The 17,966-nt window shown below is 32.8% G+C and carries 14 protein-coding genes; 4 read left to right on the top strand and 10 right to left on the bottom strand.

Annotated features, from left to right (window positions below; all coding sequences use genetic code 11):
• Window positions 1–20 precede the first annotated feature (20 nt).
• Genes C9E88_RS05760 through C9E88_RS05750 form a run of 3 tightly spaced genes read right to left on the bottom strand, consistent with a single transcriptional unit; the run spans window position 21 to window position 3,463 of the window.
• Window positions 21–1,967, bottom strand: a complete 1,947-nt coding sequence (locus C9E88_RS05760) for a GYF domain-containing protein (RefSeq protein WP_137287942.1) — start codon at window positions 1,965–1,967, stop codon at window positions 21–23.
• Between the two features lie 11 nt (window positions 1,968–1,978).
• Window positions 1,979–2,521, bottom strand: coding sequence for a hypothetical protein (locus tag C9E88_RS05755; RefSeq protein ID WP_106986662.1), 543 nt, complete (start codon window positions 2,519–2,521; stop codon window positions 1,979–1,981).
• Between the two features lie 42 nt (window positions 2,522–2,563).
• Window positions 2,564–3,463 carry a helix-turn-helix transcriptional regulator gene (locus C9E88_RS05750; protein ID WP_106986661.1) on the bottom strand — a complete coding sequence of 300 codons (900 nt, stop codon included), beginning with the start codon at window positions 3,461–3,463 and terminating at the stop codon, window positions 2,564–2,566.
• A 716-nt stretch (window positions 3,464–4,179) separates the two neighbouring features.
• On the opposite strand from C9E88_RS05750, the gene C9E88_RS05745 reads away from it, so the two are divergent.
• The 4 genes from C9E88_RS05745 (at window position 4,180) to C9E88_RS05730 (ending at window position 10,296) form a co-directional block, all read left to right on the top strand.
• On the top strand, window positions 4,180–4,926 hold the full coding sequence (locus C9E88_RS05745) for a Fic family protein (protein WP_106986660.1): 747 nt from the start codon (window positions 4,180–4,182) through the stop codon (window positions 4,924–4,926).
• A 348-nt stretch (window positions 4,927–5,274) separates the two neighbouring features.
• A complete protein-coding gene (locus C9E88_RS05740; RefSeq protein ID WP_106986659.1) occupies window positions 5,275–6,171 on the top strand; it encodes a helix-turn-helix transcriptional regulator in 897 nt (298 codons plus the stop codon).
• Between the two features lie 9 nt (window positions 6,172–6,180).
• Window positions 6,181–7,605: a hypothetical protein gene (locus C9E88_RS05735; protein ID WP_106986658.1), complete on the top strand. Its 1,425-nt coding sequence runs from the start codon at window positions 6,181–6,183 to the stop codon at window positions 7,603–7,605.
• A gap of 9 nt (window positions 7,606–7,614) precedes the next feature.
• Window positions 7,615–10,296, top strand: a complete 2,682-nt coding sequence (locus tag C9E88_RS05730) for a hypothetical protein (protein ID WP_106986657.1) — start codon at window positions 7,615–7,617, stop codon at window positions 10,294–10,296.
• Window positions 10,297–10,664: 368 nt separating this feature from the next.
• Here C9E88_RS05730 and C9E88_RS17605 read toward each other — a convergent pair whose 3' ends face one another.
• The 7 genes from C9E88_RS17605 to C9E88_RS05705 all read right to left on the bottom strand — a co-directional run bounded on the left by C9E88_RS17605 (window position 10,665) and on the right by C9E88_RS05705 (window position 17,912).
• Window positions 10,665–10,829, bottom strand: a complete 165-nt coding sequence (locus C9E88_RS17605; RefSeq protein WP_167514211.1) for a hypothetical protein — start codon at window positions 10,827–10,829, stop codon at window positions 10,665–10,667.
• Window positions 10,830–11,067: 238 nt separating this feature from the next.
• Window positions 11,068–11,745 carry a hypothetical protein gene (locus tag C9E88_RS05725; RefSeq protein ID WP_106986656.1) on the bottom strand — a complete coding sequence of 226 codons (678 nt, stop codon included), beginning with the start codon at window positions 11,743–11,745 and terminating at the stop codon, window positions 11,068–11,070.
• A 79-nt stretch (window positions 11,746–11,824) separates the two neighbouring features.
• Window positions 11,825–12,703: a DUF4747 family protein gene (locus C9E88_RS05720; protein WP_106986655.1), complete on the bottom strand. Its 879-nt coding sequence runs from the start codon at window positions 12,701–12,703 to the stop codon at window positions 11,825–11,827.
• Between the two features lie 75 nt (window positions 12,704–12,778).
• Window positions 12,779–12,952, bottom strand: a complete 174-nt coding sequence (locus tag C9E88_RS17600; protein ID WP_167514210.1) for a hypothetical protein — start codon at window positions 12,950–12,952, stop codon at window positions 12,779–12,781.
• 122 nt (window positions 12,953–13,074) lie between these two features.
• Window positions 13,075–13,635: a DNA-binding protein gene (locus tag C9E88_RS05715; protein WP_227865878.1), complete on the bottom strand. Its 561-nt coding sequence runs from the start codon at window positions 13,633–13,635 to the stop codon at window positions 13,075–13,077.
• A gap of 23 nt (window positions 13,636–13,658) precedes the next feature.
• On the bottom strand, window positions 13,659–14,816 hold the full coding sequence (locus C9E88_RS05710) for a hypothetical protein (protein ID WP_106986653.1): 1,158 nt from the start codon (window positions 14,814–14,816) through the stop codon (window positions 13,659–13,661).
• 60 nt (window positions 14,817–14,876) lie between these two features.
• The gene (locus tag C9E88_RS05705) at window positions 14,877–17,912 is read right to left on the bottom strand and encodes a type I restriction endonuclease subunit R (RefSeq protein ID WP_106986664.1); all 3,036 of its coding nucleotides are present in this window, start codon (window positions 17,910–17,912) and stop codon (window positions 14,877–14,879) included.
• Between the last annotated feature and the right edge of the window lie 54 nt (window positions 17,913–17,966).

Raw genomic sequence — 17,966 nt, 5'->3', positions numbered from 1 at the left:
TATCACTTATAAATACGCTTTTAGTTGTTCAAACAAGTGGGACCACCTCTTAACTTCTGAAGTTGAGCAGTTAAAATCCGCTCAACATCTTGCATTTTTTCATATTCACTATAAATTTTTACAATAATGCCTTTCTCTGTATCCTGCCTAACAACACTCACCATCTGATAAATTGAGTTACGTACTTGAGACTTAAAATCAGATTGTGCTGAATTAACATTAGTTCTAAAGTGACTTTGAGCTTTTTTAATCTTTGATTGTTTACTACTAAGACCACCAATAACAAACTTAACCAAACCAAGTCCCGCACCGAGTAAACCTCCGACTATATTTCCCACAACCGGAAAAACCATGCCAATGCTTGCCCCTAAGGCTGCCATTCCCCCTATCTCCATTAAACCTTTTCCCATACTTTTAGCATCAAACATGGACTGATGCGAAAATTGATTTGAAACAACCAAATCTTTTGAGTGCTCTAAATCAAAATTAAATTGGATTTGTTCAACACTTCTACCAACCCTTTGAACGGCCTCTTCAAGACTTTTTGAAAATTGTTGATTCATCTCAATCTTTATAGTCTCTAATCGCTCTAACAATTGCCCACTTTCAACCTTTACAATGCTTTCGATTCTTGAAGAAATAGCATCCTTATCCCCAAAATAATTTTCGATTACACCACAACCACTATCTGCAATATTAAGAAAAGTAGAACTAATAGCATTATTGGACTTATTTGATAAATTATTCTCGAAATCGTTCAATAAGCGATTAATTGAGTCCTGGCCGACATCAAGCTCTTTCTTAATCTTAGTTTGAAACACAAGATGTTTATCTAATTGCTCTTGTATTACCCCTATACTTTCTTCAATTTTTCGCACTATTTTATGTTTATTGCTCTCAATAATATCTTCTTCGAAAGTAGCAAACTTAGATATTATTTTTTCTTCCAGTGCATTCACCTGACTAAATGACTTCATATTTTCCAATGAAGAAAAGTCACTCATATATGATTTTTGACTTTTTATTAAATCCTTACGACTAGATGAAATAGTTGTTTCTTTTTTATTCTGATCATAAGCTAATGCAGAAAATGCCAATAACCCCTGAATACATTGCCCCCCTTCAATCAAATCTTGACCTACATTTTGATTTAGTACTGTCAAAGTCTGATCTAGAACATCACTTATATCCTTATGAGTTTTTGTTAGTAAAACTTGATCTTCTTCAAACTCATAACTATCAGCTTTACCACGAACATTACAGACTGCATACACTTTTGCATACTGATTAATATAACTTTTAATCTTTCGTGTAGTTTTTTCTTCTGGTTTTTTATTTGTGCCATTAACATAAATAACCAAATGAGCCTTTTCAATTGCCTGTTTCACAAAATGTTCATACTTTCCCTCATTTCCTTCAATCCCAGGAACATCTATCAACTGGAAAATTTTATCCTGATATGTGAATTCATAAGGGACATTACCTTTAGTAAAGTCAGCCTCTCCAGTTCCAATAATTAAACCATCTGGTTTATTTGGTGATAAACGCAAACTTTCTAATCTTTTTTGTACAGCCAGATTTTGTACAATCTTTTCAGTTAAGTTATTTACATGTTGCTTATGCTGCTCTGACAACCAAACCACTTGATATGGCGTTGTATAATCTACTCTTTGTACTCGTGCAACTGGCGTATCTAGCACTTGATCAACAACAGATTGATGATACTCAGCCGATACTTTCTGAATAATAGAAGCTGCCTTAGCTACATCTTTTTTACCAAATAAAGACAAGGATGGGCGTACATCCTCAAATCTTTTCCAATCATCAAAACCATCTTTCCATACATAACTTCTACCAGTAATTATTTTTTTTTGATATAACTCTAACAATTTCTGGCTGTTATAAGTCCCTAAAGTCTGATGCTTTGCATCTAGATAGTACCATTGATCATTTTTCATATTTGTCATTCTTATAGATCCTATACAATCCACTGATAGATAACTGTTAAGATGACACCTAAAATAACTCCTAAAACACCAACTAAAACACTATTACTCTTAGGTTTATTTTCTCTTTTAATTTCAGAAATTTGTTTTGCTATACTTCTAGTTTCATGCGTATACTCCTTCATTTTCTTATTTAATTCAGCGATTAAAATATCCGATTTTTCAGAGAAACTTTTCTCTAAGTCAACTAACTGCGCTTCACCATTTTCAATTTGTTTTTGGCGTTCCTTTTCTTGAAAAATAATTCTTAAAGACTCAATAATTGTGCTTTTACCTGCATTTGTTTCACCAAAAAATGCAATTGTAAACTTATCCCACTCAGAGTTTTTTTCAAGTCCTTCAATATCTTGATTAAAACTATGACTTATATCACTTAGTCTGTTTTTAATATTCAAAATATGATTTTGTTCTTCCGTAGTTGATAATGATATTTCACTGATATCATTGATAGCATGACTGACGCTGCTCTTTACCTCATTATACAAATTTACAATTTCTTGCTTAGCAATGGCCATAGAACCCTCTAGATTAATAAAATATTGATATAAAATTGGGACTTAAATACCCAAATACATTCTTAATGTGCTTTCTAATTCATCTTGTAATCTTTCTGGATTAACAATTTTAATATGTGGAATCCAAAATCTAATTAATGGCAATAACTGCATGTCATGATTAATCTTAGAAGAGACCAATAAGCCACCATCGCCTAATTCTTTAACAATTTGCTGTTCAGGAAGTATTGGCCTTTGCTTAAAATAAAAAGCAATCTGGTGATCAATAGACAAAATTATTTCCTGCTTATCCTGACCAAACCAAATACTGTCATCATCTTCCACAAGTTTTACAATATTTTGATCTGGAATAAATTGAGGATATTCATGCGAAGCGTGCATAAGTTGAATATGTGAAATACGATAAGTGCGTAATTGATCTTTTCTAACTGCTGCCAAATACCAACTGCCATGGTGATGAATCAACCGATAAGGTTGAACCAGTCTAGGCTCCCCTTTATATAAAAAACCAATTTGTCGCTGCTCTTGAATTGCTTTTCCAAGAACTTTGAATAGTTCTTTAAACTTACTCGCATCTTCAAAAGAGTAACCTTTAGCACAATAAATCTGTTGTGCTCGACTATCTAAAAGTTCACGCAAAAAGGACATATCCAATGACGGATACAAATGACTAACTCCTGAGAGCTGTGCAAAATTACGGATATCTTTAGGAGCAATTTTTCCTAAATAATTTGGCTCTAAGTAATATCTTTTATTTTCAATATCCTGCAGCAACGGCAAATAAGTATTGAGGCGATCAAAATCTCTCAAAATCGTCCGTGTACTTACCCCAAATTCTGCAGCGAGCTCTTTTATACTTAACTGATATCCCATATTTAATTTCGTTAAAATATTGGCCAATCTATCAGCTAAACGCTCATGAGTAGAATCATCACGTTGCATGGATTATCTCTAATTATTAAAAAGTAACATCAAAGTTATACTTGATTTATATTTGAAATATAACACATTAAAAATACAAAAAGTTACACTAATTCACAAAAAAAATGAGTCTTGTTTTCCTTTAAATAGAGTTTAGTCGATCTAAATAACGCTCTAAGTGCAACATTGCTAGATAAATTTTTTTTGATTCAGCCCACTTTATTTTCCCAAGTATTAATGCCCTAAAAATACGTGTTAAGGCCTTTTTCTTATGTTTATTGGTAAATGGATTTGGGCATATTTTCATGCAAATTTCCTTTCAATATTGCTTTTAAACCTAATTGCTTAAAGTAACTATTCAATTGAAAGATGAAGATAAGGCATGAAAATGACAGGAGATGTCATAAGGCTTAAAAATTTATTTTATTTCTTAATTTTCTTCTTTTTGAAACCGTTATTAAATAGAGGAGATGGCGTCAATTGAACTCAACTCCTAAACTATTGATTTAGTGAACCATAAAGTCAATAGCATTTTACCTGTACCCATTTTTTACCCAAATTAGATTTAGCGCATTGAATCACAAAATTTATTTTGTTCAAATCCATTAACAGGATTTGAAATGGTGTACTGATTTTAACACGTATGCACTTAATATTAAAAGAAATGTTATAACATTTCTTTTTTATATTTGTTTTTTTCATGTATCATTTAAGAATTCAACTGCAGCGAAAAAGTTATGTTTGAAAATATTGATGCTTTAAAAACAAAATTAGATCAACATCACCCTCTTTCTCCTGCAATTGTAAAAAATCTACAAGAAGATCTTATTGTTCGCTGGACATACCATTCAAATGCAATTGAAGGCAATACACTTACATTGCTAGAAACTAAAGTCGTTTTGGAAGGCATTACCGTTGGTGGAAAAGCATTACGAGAACACTTTGAAGCAATCAACCACAGAAATGCCATCTACTATGTCGAAGACATTATTCGAAAAGAAGAACCTTTTTCTGAATGGCAAATTCGGAATATCCACCAGCTTATTCTAAAAAATATTGATGATGACAATGCAGGACGTTATCGCCCACAGAATGTATTGATTTCAGGTGCCACAACTACGCCACCCGACTATACAATATTGAATGACAGAATGGCTCAGTTAGTCGATTGGTACAATACTGAGGCACATAAGCTACATCCTATTGAACGTGCATCTAAAGTACATGCGGATTTTGTGAGTATTCATCCGTTCATTGATGGCAATGGACGCACATCACGTCTTTTGATGAATCTTGAATTATTAAAGGCTGGCTATCCGCCTTGTGTGATTACAGTTGAAAATCGATTGGCTTACTATGAGGCTCTTGATCAATGGATGGCTTATGGAAAAACAGAAGCATTTATCCAGCTGGTATCCGATGCTGTTCTAGAAGGATTTAAACCATATCAGGTTGTTTTAGGTCTAGAACCTCATATAAGATAAAGAGGCTGCACTGTAGTTTATTATTTTCTTTCTAAATGAATTTAGGGCCTATCATACAAAGTAATATTCATTAATGCTTATATTAAGTAAAACCAAGTCAGATTAAAATTCTACCGATAAAGCAAAGTGAGCTCTGCCTTCATTTTTTAGTATTTTGGATGTAAAAACAGTTTCCACATAATTTAAAACTAATATTACTAAATTAATTCAATAAAATAATATATCAGATTGTTATATTTCATTAATTGTAATTTTTTGTTAAATTTATAAAGTTTTCAAAATGACATACCCTGTCAAAATATTATTGAAAATAAAAGTTCATAGTTATAACTAAAAATTAGGTTGGGAATGGCAAAAAGTTCTGTAGCTTCACAATTGGCCGAACGCTTAACAAAGATTATTGTAATGTTAAACAATGGAATACATTTGGACCTAAAAAGTCTGGCTGGTGAATTTGGGGTTAGTAAACGTACATTGGATCGGGATATTGAACGTTTATCAAGCTGTTTACCTTTGCAACAGAATAGTCAAACTAAAAAATTCTATTTAGAACGTCATTATTTGGGGCAATTAAAACCACAAGATATTAAAAATTTTGCTCAACTTTCCGGAATTGCTCAACTTTACCCAAGTTTAGACATCTCATTTCTACGTGAAATTTTAGATAGTCGTGCCAGTTCTATATATAGTGCTAAAGGTTCTTCCTCTGAAGATGCAACACTATTTACAGTATTTTTTGAAATGTTTTCAACTGCAATTGAAAAAAATCAACAGGTCGCATTTTTATATAACAATGAGATACGTATTGTTGAACCATATAGATTGATACATCATCATGGAAGTTGGTATTTAGCAGCTGTAAAAGAAGGGTTAATCCGTGTATATCGCATAAGTCGAATGGCGATATCTTATCAACAACACAAACTTCAAAGTTTTATACCTGATCCTAAAATCATACAACAGCTAAATAATGAAAATAGCATTTGGTTTGGTAGAGAAAAGACCAAGGTAGTTTTAATTATTTCTGCAGAAATCGCTTTGCATTTTAAACAACGTTTACTTTTTCCAGAACAAGAAATCATTGAAGAGTTGAAAGATGGCCGTTTGCTAGTGTCGAGCAGAATTAGCCATACCATGCAGCTTTTACCTTTAGTTAGATATTGGATCCCACATGTAAAAATTACTGATCCTGAATATCTACAAGGTGAGTTGGAAAATGAACTGAAAGAATATTGGGGAAGTTAGGAAAAAATTATGGAACAAAATCGTAAAGATACTTTAAAAACGTCTATAGATGTATGTCCTATTTGGTCTATGCAAGCAGCTGATAAAGTCGGTGAAATGATTAAAGAAATCAAACAAGCTGATTTTTTGATCTTAAAAGAAATTGTAAATGGACGAAATATTCCTCAATCAGCAGGCTATGTAGCAGAAACATGGCATGCCGAATCTTTTAATTTAGATGCAATTCTTAAAGATAAAAATGTAAGAGCATTTACAGATAATTTTAAGGGTAATCATGGTTTATCAAAAAATAATACTGTCCATGACATAGTAGTGAAGGATGGAAACAAGCAAGTATTAACAGCCCAATCGAAATATTGTAAAGATGCTGAAACAACAGCAAATGCGTTTCGTGAATTAGATAAAACAAATAAATTTAAATATGCTGAAAATGATATTTTTCTAGGGCCTTCGGACCAATTAAATGATATTAAGAAACATGCCCAACAAGATATTAATACGCAACAACATCGTGAAAATCCTGCAGTTGTTGAAGGTGCAACACATGTTAAAAATAAAGCATCAGATCGCTTAGCAGTAGATGGCGTGGAGTCTACAGCGCTAAGTAAAAAAGAGGCTGAACACCTTGGACGAGGTAGTAAAACTGGTCAAAAAATGCACAAAGAAATGCAGCAAGGTTATCTAAATAAATCTACGGTTCAACAAAGCGTAAAAGCAGCAAAAAATGCGGCTGTGATTACAACAGTTATAGCAGGAACCATTAATTGTATTGAATATATTCAGAAAGCTCAAAGTGGTCAAATCTCTAGTGATGAGGCCATACAAGCTATTCTAAAAAATACTGTAATAGCGGCTGGAGATAGCGCTTTAAAAGCTGGTGTAGCTACAGCAAGCGTAAGCACTGCAGCCCAATATTTACCAAATTTATTTACAGGTACAGTATTTCAGCAAAGTTTAGCCGCAGGTAGTGTGGGGGGAGCAGCAGTTTGTGCTGTGGACTTAGTTCAATGCACTGTAATGTTTGCTTTAGGAAAAATGTCAGGAAAAGAGTTAGAAGAACGCACAGGAAAAAATATTTTTCAAACTGGTTCTGGCGTAGTTGGGTCTGCAATAGGCACAAGTATTGGAGCTATTGGCGGCCCTCCTGGAATGATTATTGGAAGTATTTTAGGTGGGATGATTACTTCGATCGCAACAACAATCGCTATAGATAATGGTATAGAAAAGCCTTTTAAAGAATCTCTAGCACAAACTCAAAATCTAGTTTCTCTTGGGAACGTAATGAATGATTCTTTAATGTATTTATCAATATCACAAGATTTTTATGCTGATTTTCAAAAAGGATTGTTTTTGTCAGAAAGACATTTTAATACCCAAGTTCATGACATGAAAAAGCAAAGTTCAAGATTAAAAGCAAAGTTAGGAAAGTTTTAGGAGTTCATCATGACAGTTTTAGACCACAGTACTCTTGACCATATCTTTCATCAACCTCTTACTCACGAAGAAAATTCAAGATTAAGTTCTCTGATAGAAAAATCTAAAAGAAAAAAAGCCTTTTCACAACAGTTAGCATTAGATGCATCAAAATTACTAACTACATCAGAAAATAGATTAAATAAAATCAAAGATGCTGGTTTTGTTAAACGTTGCTGGTATTCTTTTACCGGTAAAAATCAGGAAGTTATTAACCAAAACAGTTCAGATTTAATAGCAATACAACATTTTGCATGGCACTATTTAAAAGAATTACAAGAACAAAGTCTAATAAAAGCTCAAAGTATTGCCACTATTAGGAACAACCTTAGTGCGACCAATGAGCTCCTTTATGAAACCAGAGATTTTTTAGAGCAAGCTATTGATAAAATAGAAAATATCAATAGTCGTTTAGGCCTAAGCGAATGGTCTTTAAATATTAAAGCTAATAAAAGAAAATTTAAGTCTTATCCAAAAACAATACTTGTTTTATATCTAATTTATGATTTTGTTAAAACGCATAGAGAATTTGATTTTGGTCGTAAAGATGTCAATCATCTTATCGTTTTATTAGAAGAAATGAATATAAACTGTGATGAAGATCTACGGTTAATTGATTTTATAATAGAACTATTAAATGACATCGAAGTTATTAAACTAGATGGTTATCAAAATTTAATAAATTTATCTTTTGATGAATACTATATTGATAATAAATTTATTAATGAAAATATTTCTAGCCAGTTCTTTAATGCATTGTATTTCTTATCCAATGACTATAATAAAATTTATGATCTCGTTTCAGATGAAACCATTTGTGATTCAGATGAAAAATTTGAAAAAATTGTCTCTAAATTTTTCGGGGAAGAATTTGATTATCTAGACTCAATTTATACATTTAAGCAAATTATTGAAGAAATTTTTGGTAATAGTGTACTGACTATTAACATATATAAAGAACTAAATGGTTTAGATCAAGATATTGAAGAATATGATGAAGATCATGAGTCAGCTCAAGTTAATGAAATAGAACTGAATACTAGCTTTAATGAACTTATTAGTAAGCTAAATTCTACATCAGCAGATAGCTCCACATTACTGCTTAAAAACTTTAATATAGTAATGAAATCACATGACTATGCTTATTATATTAATGATTTAGATTATGATACAGGTTTTTTTAGTAAGGTTCGCTCCTCTGTTAGCGGATCAGCTACCTCTTTTGGAAGATCATCATGTACATCTGATTTAAATAATTATAAAAAAGAAGTTCGTGACTTTATCTCAAATCATAAAAATAATTTATATGAAGCAAACAAAATTATAGAGGACTATAAACTTGAAAAAATTGACTTTAAGGATAGTATTGATTACTCAGATATTAATCTAGATACATCAGCTACTAATGAAAATTGGCATGATCAATTTATTTATATTAATGATGGCATAGAAAGTACGCTTAATTCATTTGTGCAAGCTTGTGAATATGCTGTACAACAACTAGAACTTTTTAAAAAAAATCAATACGATAAGTCTATTGTACAGATGAAAAAACAAGAAAAAAAAGAGGTAGAAGAGCAAAGAGAGCTAGAAAAGCAAAATAAGAGGGCTGTAACATTTGATAATTTTAAAAAGGTCTATATTACTTGGAAGAGGGTGGAAAATTTACCATGTCACTCAGAGGACATAAGGTTCATTGAAGATATCAATGGGAAATGGTTACTTATAGATAATGATAGTAACTTCTATGTTAGTGATGATGGAGAAATATGGGATTCTGTAAACATAACCTGTATTGAATTTTCTTATATTAATGAAATCAAAGTCATAGATAATATATGTATTGTCTTTAATAGTGGCTTTGAAGAAAACGGATTTATCTATTCATCTGATGGGACAGAATGGAAAAAAGGAAGTATTCCTGATGGCGTTAATTATTCTAATGGAATTTATCCAACAGTTAATATAACTAAATTCAAAGATCAATGGTTATGGATATGTACTAAAAGAGCTGAGTATTGCTATACAGAAAAAGGCTTTTTCTCTGACTCTGTTAAAACATCCGATTATAAAAAATCTGTTGTAATGTATTCATCTAATTTAAATGGAGAATGGAATGAATGGGAAAATTCACCATATTTAGATGAGGGGTTAGAAATAAAAAACCTAGTTGTTTTACCAGAATTGAATATTCCTATATTGTTAGCTGAATATGATTGGTTATATACATCTAATAAAAAGAAAGTTGATGCAAAGCCAAAAGCTCTTTATTTGAGTAATAACCAAAAATGGCGAGCATGTACTTGGAATATAGAGAGTATTCAAAGTAATACCTTCTTGGATAAGGTAAACAATGTATATTTCTGCCAAGCAGGATATAGAGAATCGTTTACATCTAAGAATGGTTTCGAATGGACTAAATTTGATATAGATTTCTCCATCGATAAAATATTAAAATTACAGGATTTTAATATTTTTATATCTTCTAGTACTTTATACCTTTCCAAAGATATGAGTGAGTTTAAAGAGATGATTCTGGAAGATGGTAACTGGCAAAAATTTTCATCAAATGGTGAAAAAATATTAGCTGTACATGCACCATCTAGGCATGAAGAATATTTGATGTTGGGAAATATCATCGTAAGCGAGTGATCTTTTTAAGTTGTAATCTTTAAAATTTTTCTTACACGAATCTACTTAAGACTTATTCAGCAATATAATTTTCTAATGAATAAGTCTTAGGTGGTAATCCTACTTGACCACGATCCTCTTTAAGCCAATAACTCTATAATCTGAATTGTTGGCTTATTTCGATAGTTTAATTGATATGCACACAAAGTATTCTGGTCACAGATCTTTCGCTCGTGCAATAGCCCATATCGGACATGTCATGAACCAAAGCTGATTGTAATGGCAGAATACCATTTGAAATATTACTTGATGGAAAATATATTTGGGCTGAAAAAAATTTAGCTCAAATTTAACCTGACAGTTTTAATCAAATATCGGTAAATGTCAGCTCAGGTTTGAGCTAGTACATCTAAATAACGTTCTAAATGCAACATTGCTAAATAGAACTTCTTTAATTCAATCCATTCTATTTTCCCAACTATCAATGCTCTAATAATACGCTTTAAAGCCAGCTTCTTATGCTTATTGGTAAAAGGTCCAGGTCTTATTGTCATGCAATGTCCTTTTAATTTTCCTTTTAAATTTAAACTTTTGATCAGGTTGACTAATCAATTGAATATAGTAAAGATAAGCTACAAAATTGACAGGACATGTCATAAGTCGTAAAAATTATTTTTCTTTCTTAAATTTCAAATTTTTAGGACAAACTACAAAAACAGAGGTGGTGGAAGTTTAACTAGCAATTGAAACTATTGTAACTATTAAAGAACATCCATGTTCTTTAACCTAGATTTACCCGAGCTCGATCAAATTATCTTGTGAATGCTCTTCAGCATCATCAACTCTTTCGAATTCTTCTTTTGCCGTAACAACGTCCTCTTTAATAAGTGACATTAAAACTTCATGATTGATGAATTTCATAGCAGAAATAATTGCTACTAAGACTCCAACTATTAAGATAGCAAATTGAGAAAAAATATATGTATTTTCATCGACAAAAAACAAGTTCCATCCTAAATATTTAAACAACAAAGTTAAGAGAGTATTTGATATAAAAATTGGTACTGATGATACGTATAAAAGGAAATAAATTATTGGTTTAAATTTTAATGCCTTAGATCTATCGATTGAAATGAATACATCTTCCTGCCCAAATTTTTTAACTTCTATCTTATGTCTAATTTTTTTTATTTTATTGACCATTGAAAAAAAGTTATTAGGGGATTTTAGCTTAAGAATATTCACTTCCTTAAAGCCTAGTTTTTCAGTGGCAACCATTGCCTGTGCAAAGGCACTCTTTTCATAATCAGTGATATCAGCTCGCTTAATTTCTTCTTCATATTTTTTAACAGATACCGCCCTATCTGCATAAAATTTTGCACTATGGGTAAAGCGTTTTCTGCTATCTAACCAAGATAAAATTGGGTAAATAAAAATGATAAGAGGTAAATATTTTAAGATTACATCCAATGATTACTACTCCAAATGGCTAGTTAAACCTGTGGGATGAAATAGCACCCCACTCTATTCACTACTTCGAATTTGACCACTAATTAATGCTACTTACAATTTCCAATGCTTTAGCTTGGATCAAATAATGTTGATCTGTTTCATCTGGATCATACTGAACTCTAATAATTAAAGGGTTAGATTCAGCAGTACTTTTATCTTCTATTAACCCATCTTGATTTTCGATCTTATATTCAATAATGCCATGCTCTGCAGCAAACTTTATGAGCTCTTTTACCTCATCGCTTAGGTTTAAAAAATCATTTTTACCTGCGATATATGTCTGAATATAAGACTCTGTATTCGTATCAGCCATATAAGAAATAACCTTGTGAGCTGAATCGGACTGCTCATCTATTTCTAGCTTTTCTAAAAAAATTTGAATTCGTTTTAAAGTTTTCGAATTGATGATCTTTTCTGCCGAAATTACTTCAGGGACTGTACTAACTATGATTCGTCCAAATTTGTCCTGCAATTTATCCGTTATAATTAGCTTCTTTAAAAATTTTTCAAGCAATCCGATTTGGATCTCATTTTCAGGGTCTTTCACTTCACAAACCAATTTTTGATGTAAAGGAAAGAATATAAATTTAAAAAATCGTGGGTTTGCCTTTAAATTAGATGGAATATAATTTTCCTCTACATTTTTATGACGATTCCTTTCATTTTTTTCTTCGTCATACCAATCACTTGTAAGCCCATTACTTTTAAAAACTTCACCACTAAAACCATTAAGTAAGTTTTCTTCATTCAATGGTTTAATGAAACGAAATTTTAAATAGTTATTGCGTTCCAAAGGAATCTGTCTAGGGTTCTTTCGAAGCTCTTCAAAAAGCTCAACATAAGTTTCAACCGTTGTACCTTCCCGAAGTAACTTAATATCTACAACAGCATAGTTTACAGTACGATTACGCGCCATTATTACAACCTCTAATTCAAAAATTTAATAGGATGATCAATGACTTCGAAAAGCCATTGATCATTATTTACTTGTCTATTTTTCTTTACGAACACCTTTAAAAGGTGTTTTATCCGATGTCTTAACATCCATAAAACGCCCAGTCCCAGTATCACGTTTAACCCAATGACCACTTGGGGTTTGTGTTTGAGAACGGTCTCGAACCATTCCATTACGATGTCCATCACCTGATGGAGGATTTGTAGCCATAGCATCACCTTTTTCTGCTTAAATAAATCTGATTAATCAGATTTTAAAGTTAAAGGACTTCGCTGTCCTTATTTCTATAATAACCTGATTATTCTGATTAAGTAAATACAATTAAGCAGATTTTAGCAAATACTTTTGTAAATAAATTCAATACCACCAGATTCTGCTACTTCTTCAACTCTAAGGATGTAGCCTCCATCAACTAATTTTTTCAATTTAGTACTAGCATTGGGTACAGATAAACCAAGTTGTGTCGCAACTTTATTTGTAGTGATAGCTTTTGCTTTCATAACTAAATCAAATACTTCCTGATTGGAACTAGAAAGTTGATTTCCCAACAAACGGATCTCGCCTCCCATTTTCACCAAAATTGGTTGTTCAACTTTTTCAGCTGCATAATCCCAATTATCAAGCATATCAATATTGTCCGGATCAAAATCAGATAAAAAAATACCTTTATTGCCCCTAAACATCTTAGCCAATAACAAAATACTTTCTCTTGCAAACGAGGAGTCTGTAAACTCAATTCCATCAAAAGATATTTCAAATACATTCTGATTTGGATTCGAGTCTATAATTGCTTTCAATTGTGGAAAAACCTCTCTACCCTTTTTATTTCCAAAAGGCATCGAATTTCCTGAGCAGTAATCAATTAATTTCATTTTTTGCATTTTCTCATTCATGCCGTTCTTTTAATCAGAAGAAGCTATATTGTCAAGACTATTGATAAAATAAATTGCGTTCCACCAATTTTTGTATACTCTTCTTTATAAGCTAAGTCACAACTTTTCAATTGGTTATGCTCGTAAAGAAAATCGTATAACCCATCATCTAAACGTATTGAAACATTCACATCTATTTTCTTTATATCCAATTGGGCTACTGTTTCATATTTAGAAATCTTAGAAATTGCTGAATGTGCTTCATTTAAGCCTAATCCTCCTCGATTTTGATCTTCTTTCTGGGTAATCCCACCATTATTCAGAACATGTGCTAATAGCTTTTTATTGTTCTCAACCGATTCATTACCAAATTGTTTTGCTAATACATGATAACGCTCATACCCTAGTGCTTTTCTTAATGTCGTAATTAAACCTTCACCATTGTCAGCAATGACCAATATAATTTTTTTTTGGTTTTTACTTTTAATATTATAGATCTGTAAAGCAGAGTATCCTATTAGTTCTGAATAACCATGTTGTCTAACATTGTCAATTAAGCTTCCTACAAACATTTGTAATTTAGGTAACAGTATTCGTTTCTCATGCTGATTAAACGAATTCTTTAATACCTCTGATATCCGTAGTACATCTTCGTTATCGATATCTTCAGGACAAATTGGGAACACCTCAATAAGACTATCAGAACCTTTTTTATAAATATCTAATAACGATTTTTCTGGTTTTTCAGGTATAAGCTGGACGGATGAATGTAGGTGCTTTAAAAATCCTAATCGATCTAGATACCCAAAAGCGTCTAAACAATGTGTGAAGTCGAGACACACTATTCTGCCTTGATGACACAATTGATTGGTCAAACACAATAATCTCATGATTGCATCTAAAAGCAGTTTTGTATCTGAGAACACAAAGCGAATTCTTCCATTAAGAATAAATAAATTTGGATGCTCTGCTAATTTTTTTTCAAAGGCATTTGCACTAAGCCAACCTTTTTGAAACTCAAAAACAAATTCATTTTTATGCTGTTTATTACTCCAACGATATTCATTATTCTGATAAAAAATATCCTGATTTTTATTCAAGAAGGAATTTACCTCTTTTCTATCTTTACCTATTTTTTTTGCAATTTCACGACCTAGAAGATTTGGAGATACTTCCAATAAGCCAAAAATTGAATCCCTCACTAGACTTTTCCTTTAAAATTTTAAAGATCACCTATGTATAGGTGATCTTTATACAATACTTTACACTTCTTCCATCTCTATCAAATTTTCCAAGGTCTGACTAAACGTATCTTGGAATGCAGAATCCTTACGGTAGAGGTTATACAAGTCCACCATATTTTTACGCTGTACCACCATAATTTCATCAAGCATCTTTTTAAATACCAATGCTTTATTCTGCGGATCTTGTGTCTGCTTATACTTTTTCATAAAGTTTTGATGCTGCTGAATACGTTTCACCAAATCAATGATAATCACTCGTTGATCTTGTGGTGTCGCACTCCAATCCTGAAACCACTTTTCATTAAACTTGGCAACGATCGAATCTAAAGTTTCATCATCATTTTCTTCGCTTGGATTACGAGGGTTTGGATTTTGTGGATCTAAAACCGTTTCTTCGGCATCAAGCGTAATGGTCTTGTTGATATGCTCACGCTTCAAGGCATAAGTACTTAAATCGACTGATTCCAACAGGTCATCAATACCATTTAAGCGTCCATCTTGAACATTCAGTTTTGGAATAAGAAATTTTAAGAACCAATAAAGCTGTTCCCATTCCTTGTTATTAAACTGCATAATTGAAGACACTTGAGCATAAATTTTAACGAATTGTTTTGCCTTGACTTTAAAATCAACTCGTTGTTCATGTTCCCATGAGCCTTTTCTCTCTTCATCGAAGCGTGCTGCCACTGTATCAATAATTGGGCTTAAATCGCTGCCCGACGCATTACTAAAGAACAGTTCATTAAACTTCACCACTTCATGTAATTCATAAATGCCTGTGTCATCTAGTGCAGTTTTAATATCATTTAGTACATTGACATCAGTCGCATTGGACAATGAAGTCGAGGTATAAAAATCATCAAAGGCTTTTTTAATATCATCAACATCATTGTAGAAATCTAAGATAAACAAGTCTTCCGTGCGTTTGTTGTATTTAGGCGCAGCACGGTTTAAACGTGACAATGCCTGCACGCATAGTACGCCTGTGAGCTTTTTATCAACATACATCGTGGTCAGTTTCGGCTGATCGAAACCTGTCAAATATTTGTTTGCCACCACCAAAATTCGGTTTTCATCTAAATCAAACTTTTCTTTGGTTTTAGCGTCATTAAAGCCATTCAGTGATTCTTCAGTATAGGTTGTACCATCAACTTCTTTCTCACCTGAGAACGCAATCATGATGTTAAATGGATTACCTTTTTGATCTAGCAATTTTTTAAGTGACAAGTAATAGCGGATCGCAGCTTCTATGCTTTGTGTCACCACCATGCCCTTTGCTACACCTTTGAGCTTTTTCTTATTGACCACATTGTCAATAAAGTGCTCAAGCATAATGCTGGATTTAGCATCAATCGATTGTTGTGATGCTTCTACATAAGCTCTTAAAATACGTTGTGCTTTTTTCGATTCAAACATTGGATTGTCTTCAATCGACTTTTGAATCTCATAAAAGCTCTTATATGTCGTATAGTTTGCCAACACATCTAAAATAAAGCCTTCTTCAATGGCTTGTTTCATACTGTATAGATGAAATGGTACATATTTGCCTGTCGCAACATCTAGTTGACCAAACTTTTCTAAAGTGGTGTTTTTAGGCGTTGCAGTAAAAGCAAAGTACGATACATTTTCACGCTTTTTACGTGTGGTCATCATTGCCACAAGCATGTCCTGAACATCATCAGCATTTTTTAAGGCTTCATTGCCCATTGCTCGATTCATGCTGTTATGCGCTTCACCTGACTGTGAGCTATGTGCTTCATCAATAATAATGGCAAAATTTTTATCACTTAGGTCAGTCACGCTATCCCAAATGATGCGAAACTTTTGGATAGTGGTGATAATAATTTTCTTACCTGTTTCTAAAGCGCTTTTTAGCTCGGAACTATTGTGTGCAGGCGCAATAATATTTTTAATTTCTGAGAAGTCTTTAATATTGTCCCGAAGTTGTTTATCTAAAATTTTACGGTCTGTCACAACAATCACAGAGTCAAACAACGGCTGATGTAATGCTCGATTACCTGCTGCCAATGCATTGTTTGGATAGGCTTCAATGAGCTGAAAAGCTGCCCAAGTAATCGAGTTCGATTTACCCGAACCTGCAGAGTGCTGGATCAGATACGGTTTACCCACACCATGTTGTGACACATCACGAATGATTTTACGTACCACATCAAGCTGATGATAACGTGGGAAAAATAATGTGCGTTTGCTCAGTTGATCTGAATCTTTACCGTCTAAACGGACAAAGTGCTGAACAACATTCACCAAGCTTTCTTTGACAAAGATTTCTTCCCACAGGTATGCGGTCTTATAACCATTTGGATTAACAGGATTACCTTGCCCACCTGATGCTGTACCTTTGTTAAATGGTAAGAAGTAAGTCTTTTTACCTTCTAATTTGGTGGTCATATAGACTTCATCGGTATCGACAGCAAAATGTACCAAGCAACGTGCAGGTGTCAGTAATGGCTGTGTTGGATCACGATCTTCACGATATTGTTTTTGACCGTGATAACGAGCTGTTTGATTTGTCCATGCGTTTTTAAGTTCCATCGTCACCAATGGCAAGCCATTGAGGAAGATGACCATATCAATTTCTTCACGACGGTTTTTGAGTGAATACTGAACTTGTCTTGTCACGCTAAAGATATTAGACGCAAAGTTTTGTTTGACTGATTGGCTACTGCTTGCCAATGGGCATGGGTACATAAAATGAAAATGTTGTTCATCCAGCGCCATGCCTTTTTTCAGCATATAGGCAATGCCATGTTTTTTAATAAGCTTGTCAAAACGCCCTAGAATTTTTTGCTTCCAGTCGTTTTTGTTATAGGCTTTGTAGGCATCTAAGCTGTCTTTTTGAGTGCTTTCTAAAAATTGAAAAAACAGTTTTTCGTCTAAAGCATACTCAGAATTAAAGTCAGACACTTGCCCGATGACATAGCCCAAACCCGTATGGGCTTGAGCGATGCCTTGAGCAAGGTCTTCTTTACAGATACCGACCAATGCACGTTCGATATTTTTTTCTAAAGCCAATTCGTTTAAATTTTTGTTCACAAGGGCTTTGTTGCACAAACCTATCTGTAAAGGCTTTTTCAGCGATATAATTTT

This window comes from Acinetobacter cumulans, assembly GCF_003024525.3.
Lineage (GTDB): Bacteria > Pseudomonadota > Gammaproteobacteria > Pseudomonadales > Moraxellaceae > Acinetobacter > Acinetobacter cumulans.
Note: the sequence above shows the minus strand (reverse complement) of the source record. Positions and strands in the feature narration are given on the sequence as shown.

Excerpts from the sequence above, each read along its gene's own strand:
- C9E88_RS05730 (WP_106986657.1), top strand. The coding sequence starts at position 7,615 with ATGACAGTTTTAGACCACAGTACTCTTGACCATATCTTTCATCAACCT.
- C9E88_RS05740 (WP_106986659.1), top strand. The coding sequence starts at position 5,275 with ATGGCAAAAAGTTCTGTAGCTTCACAATTGGCCGAACGCTTAACAAAG.
- C9E88_RS05750 (WP_106986661.1), bottom strand. The coding sequence starts at position 3,463 with ATGCAACGTGATGATTCTACTCATGAGCGTTTAGCTGATAGATTGGCC.
- C9E88_RS05755 (WP_106986662.1), bottom strand. The coding sequence starts at position 2,521 with ATGGCCATTGCTAAGCAAGAAATTGTAAATTTGTATAATGAGGTAAAG.
- C9E88_RS05735 (WP_106986658.1), top strand. The coding sequence starts at position 6,181 with ATGGAACAAAATCGTAAAGATACTTTAAAAACGTCTATAGATGTATGT.
- C9E88_RS05760 (WP_137287942.1), bottom strand. The coding sequence starts at position 1,967 with ATGACAAATATGAAAAATGATCAATGGTACTATCTAGATGCAAAGCAT.
- C9E88_RS05745 (WP_106986660.1), top strand. The coding sequence starts at position 4,180 with ATGTTTGAAAATATTGATGCTTTAAAAACAAAATTAGATCAACATCAC.
- C9E88_RS05715 (WP_227865878.1), bottom strand. The coding sequence starts at position 13,635 with ATGAATGAGAAAATGCAAAAAATGAAATTAATTGATTACTGCTCAGGA.
- C9E88_RS17605 (WP_167514211.1), bottom strand. The coding sequence starts at position 10,829 with ATGACAATAAGACCTGGACCTTTTACCAATAAGCATAAGAAGCTGGCT.
- C9E88_RS17600 (WP_167514210.1), bottom strand. The coding sequence starts at position 12,952 with ATGGCTACAAATCCTCCATCAGGTGATGGACATCGTAATGGAATGGTT.
- C9E88_RS05720 (WP_106986655.1), bottom strand. The coding sequence starts at position 12,703 with ATGGCGCGTAATCGTACTGTAAACTATGCTGTTGTAGATATTAAGTTA.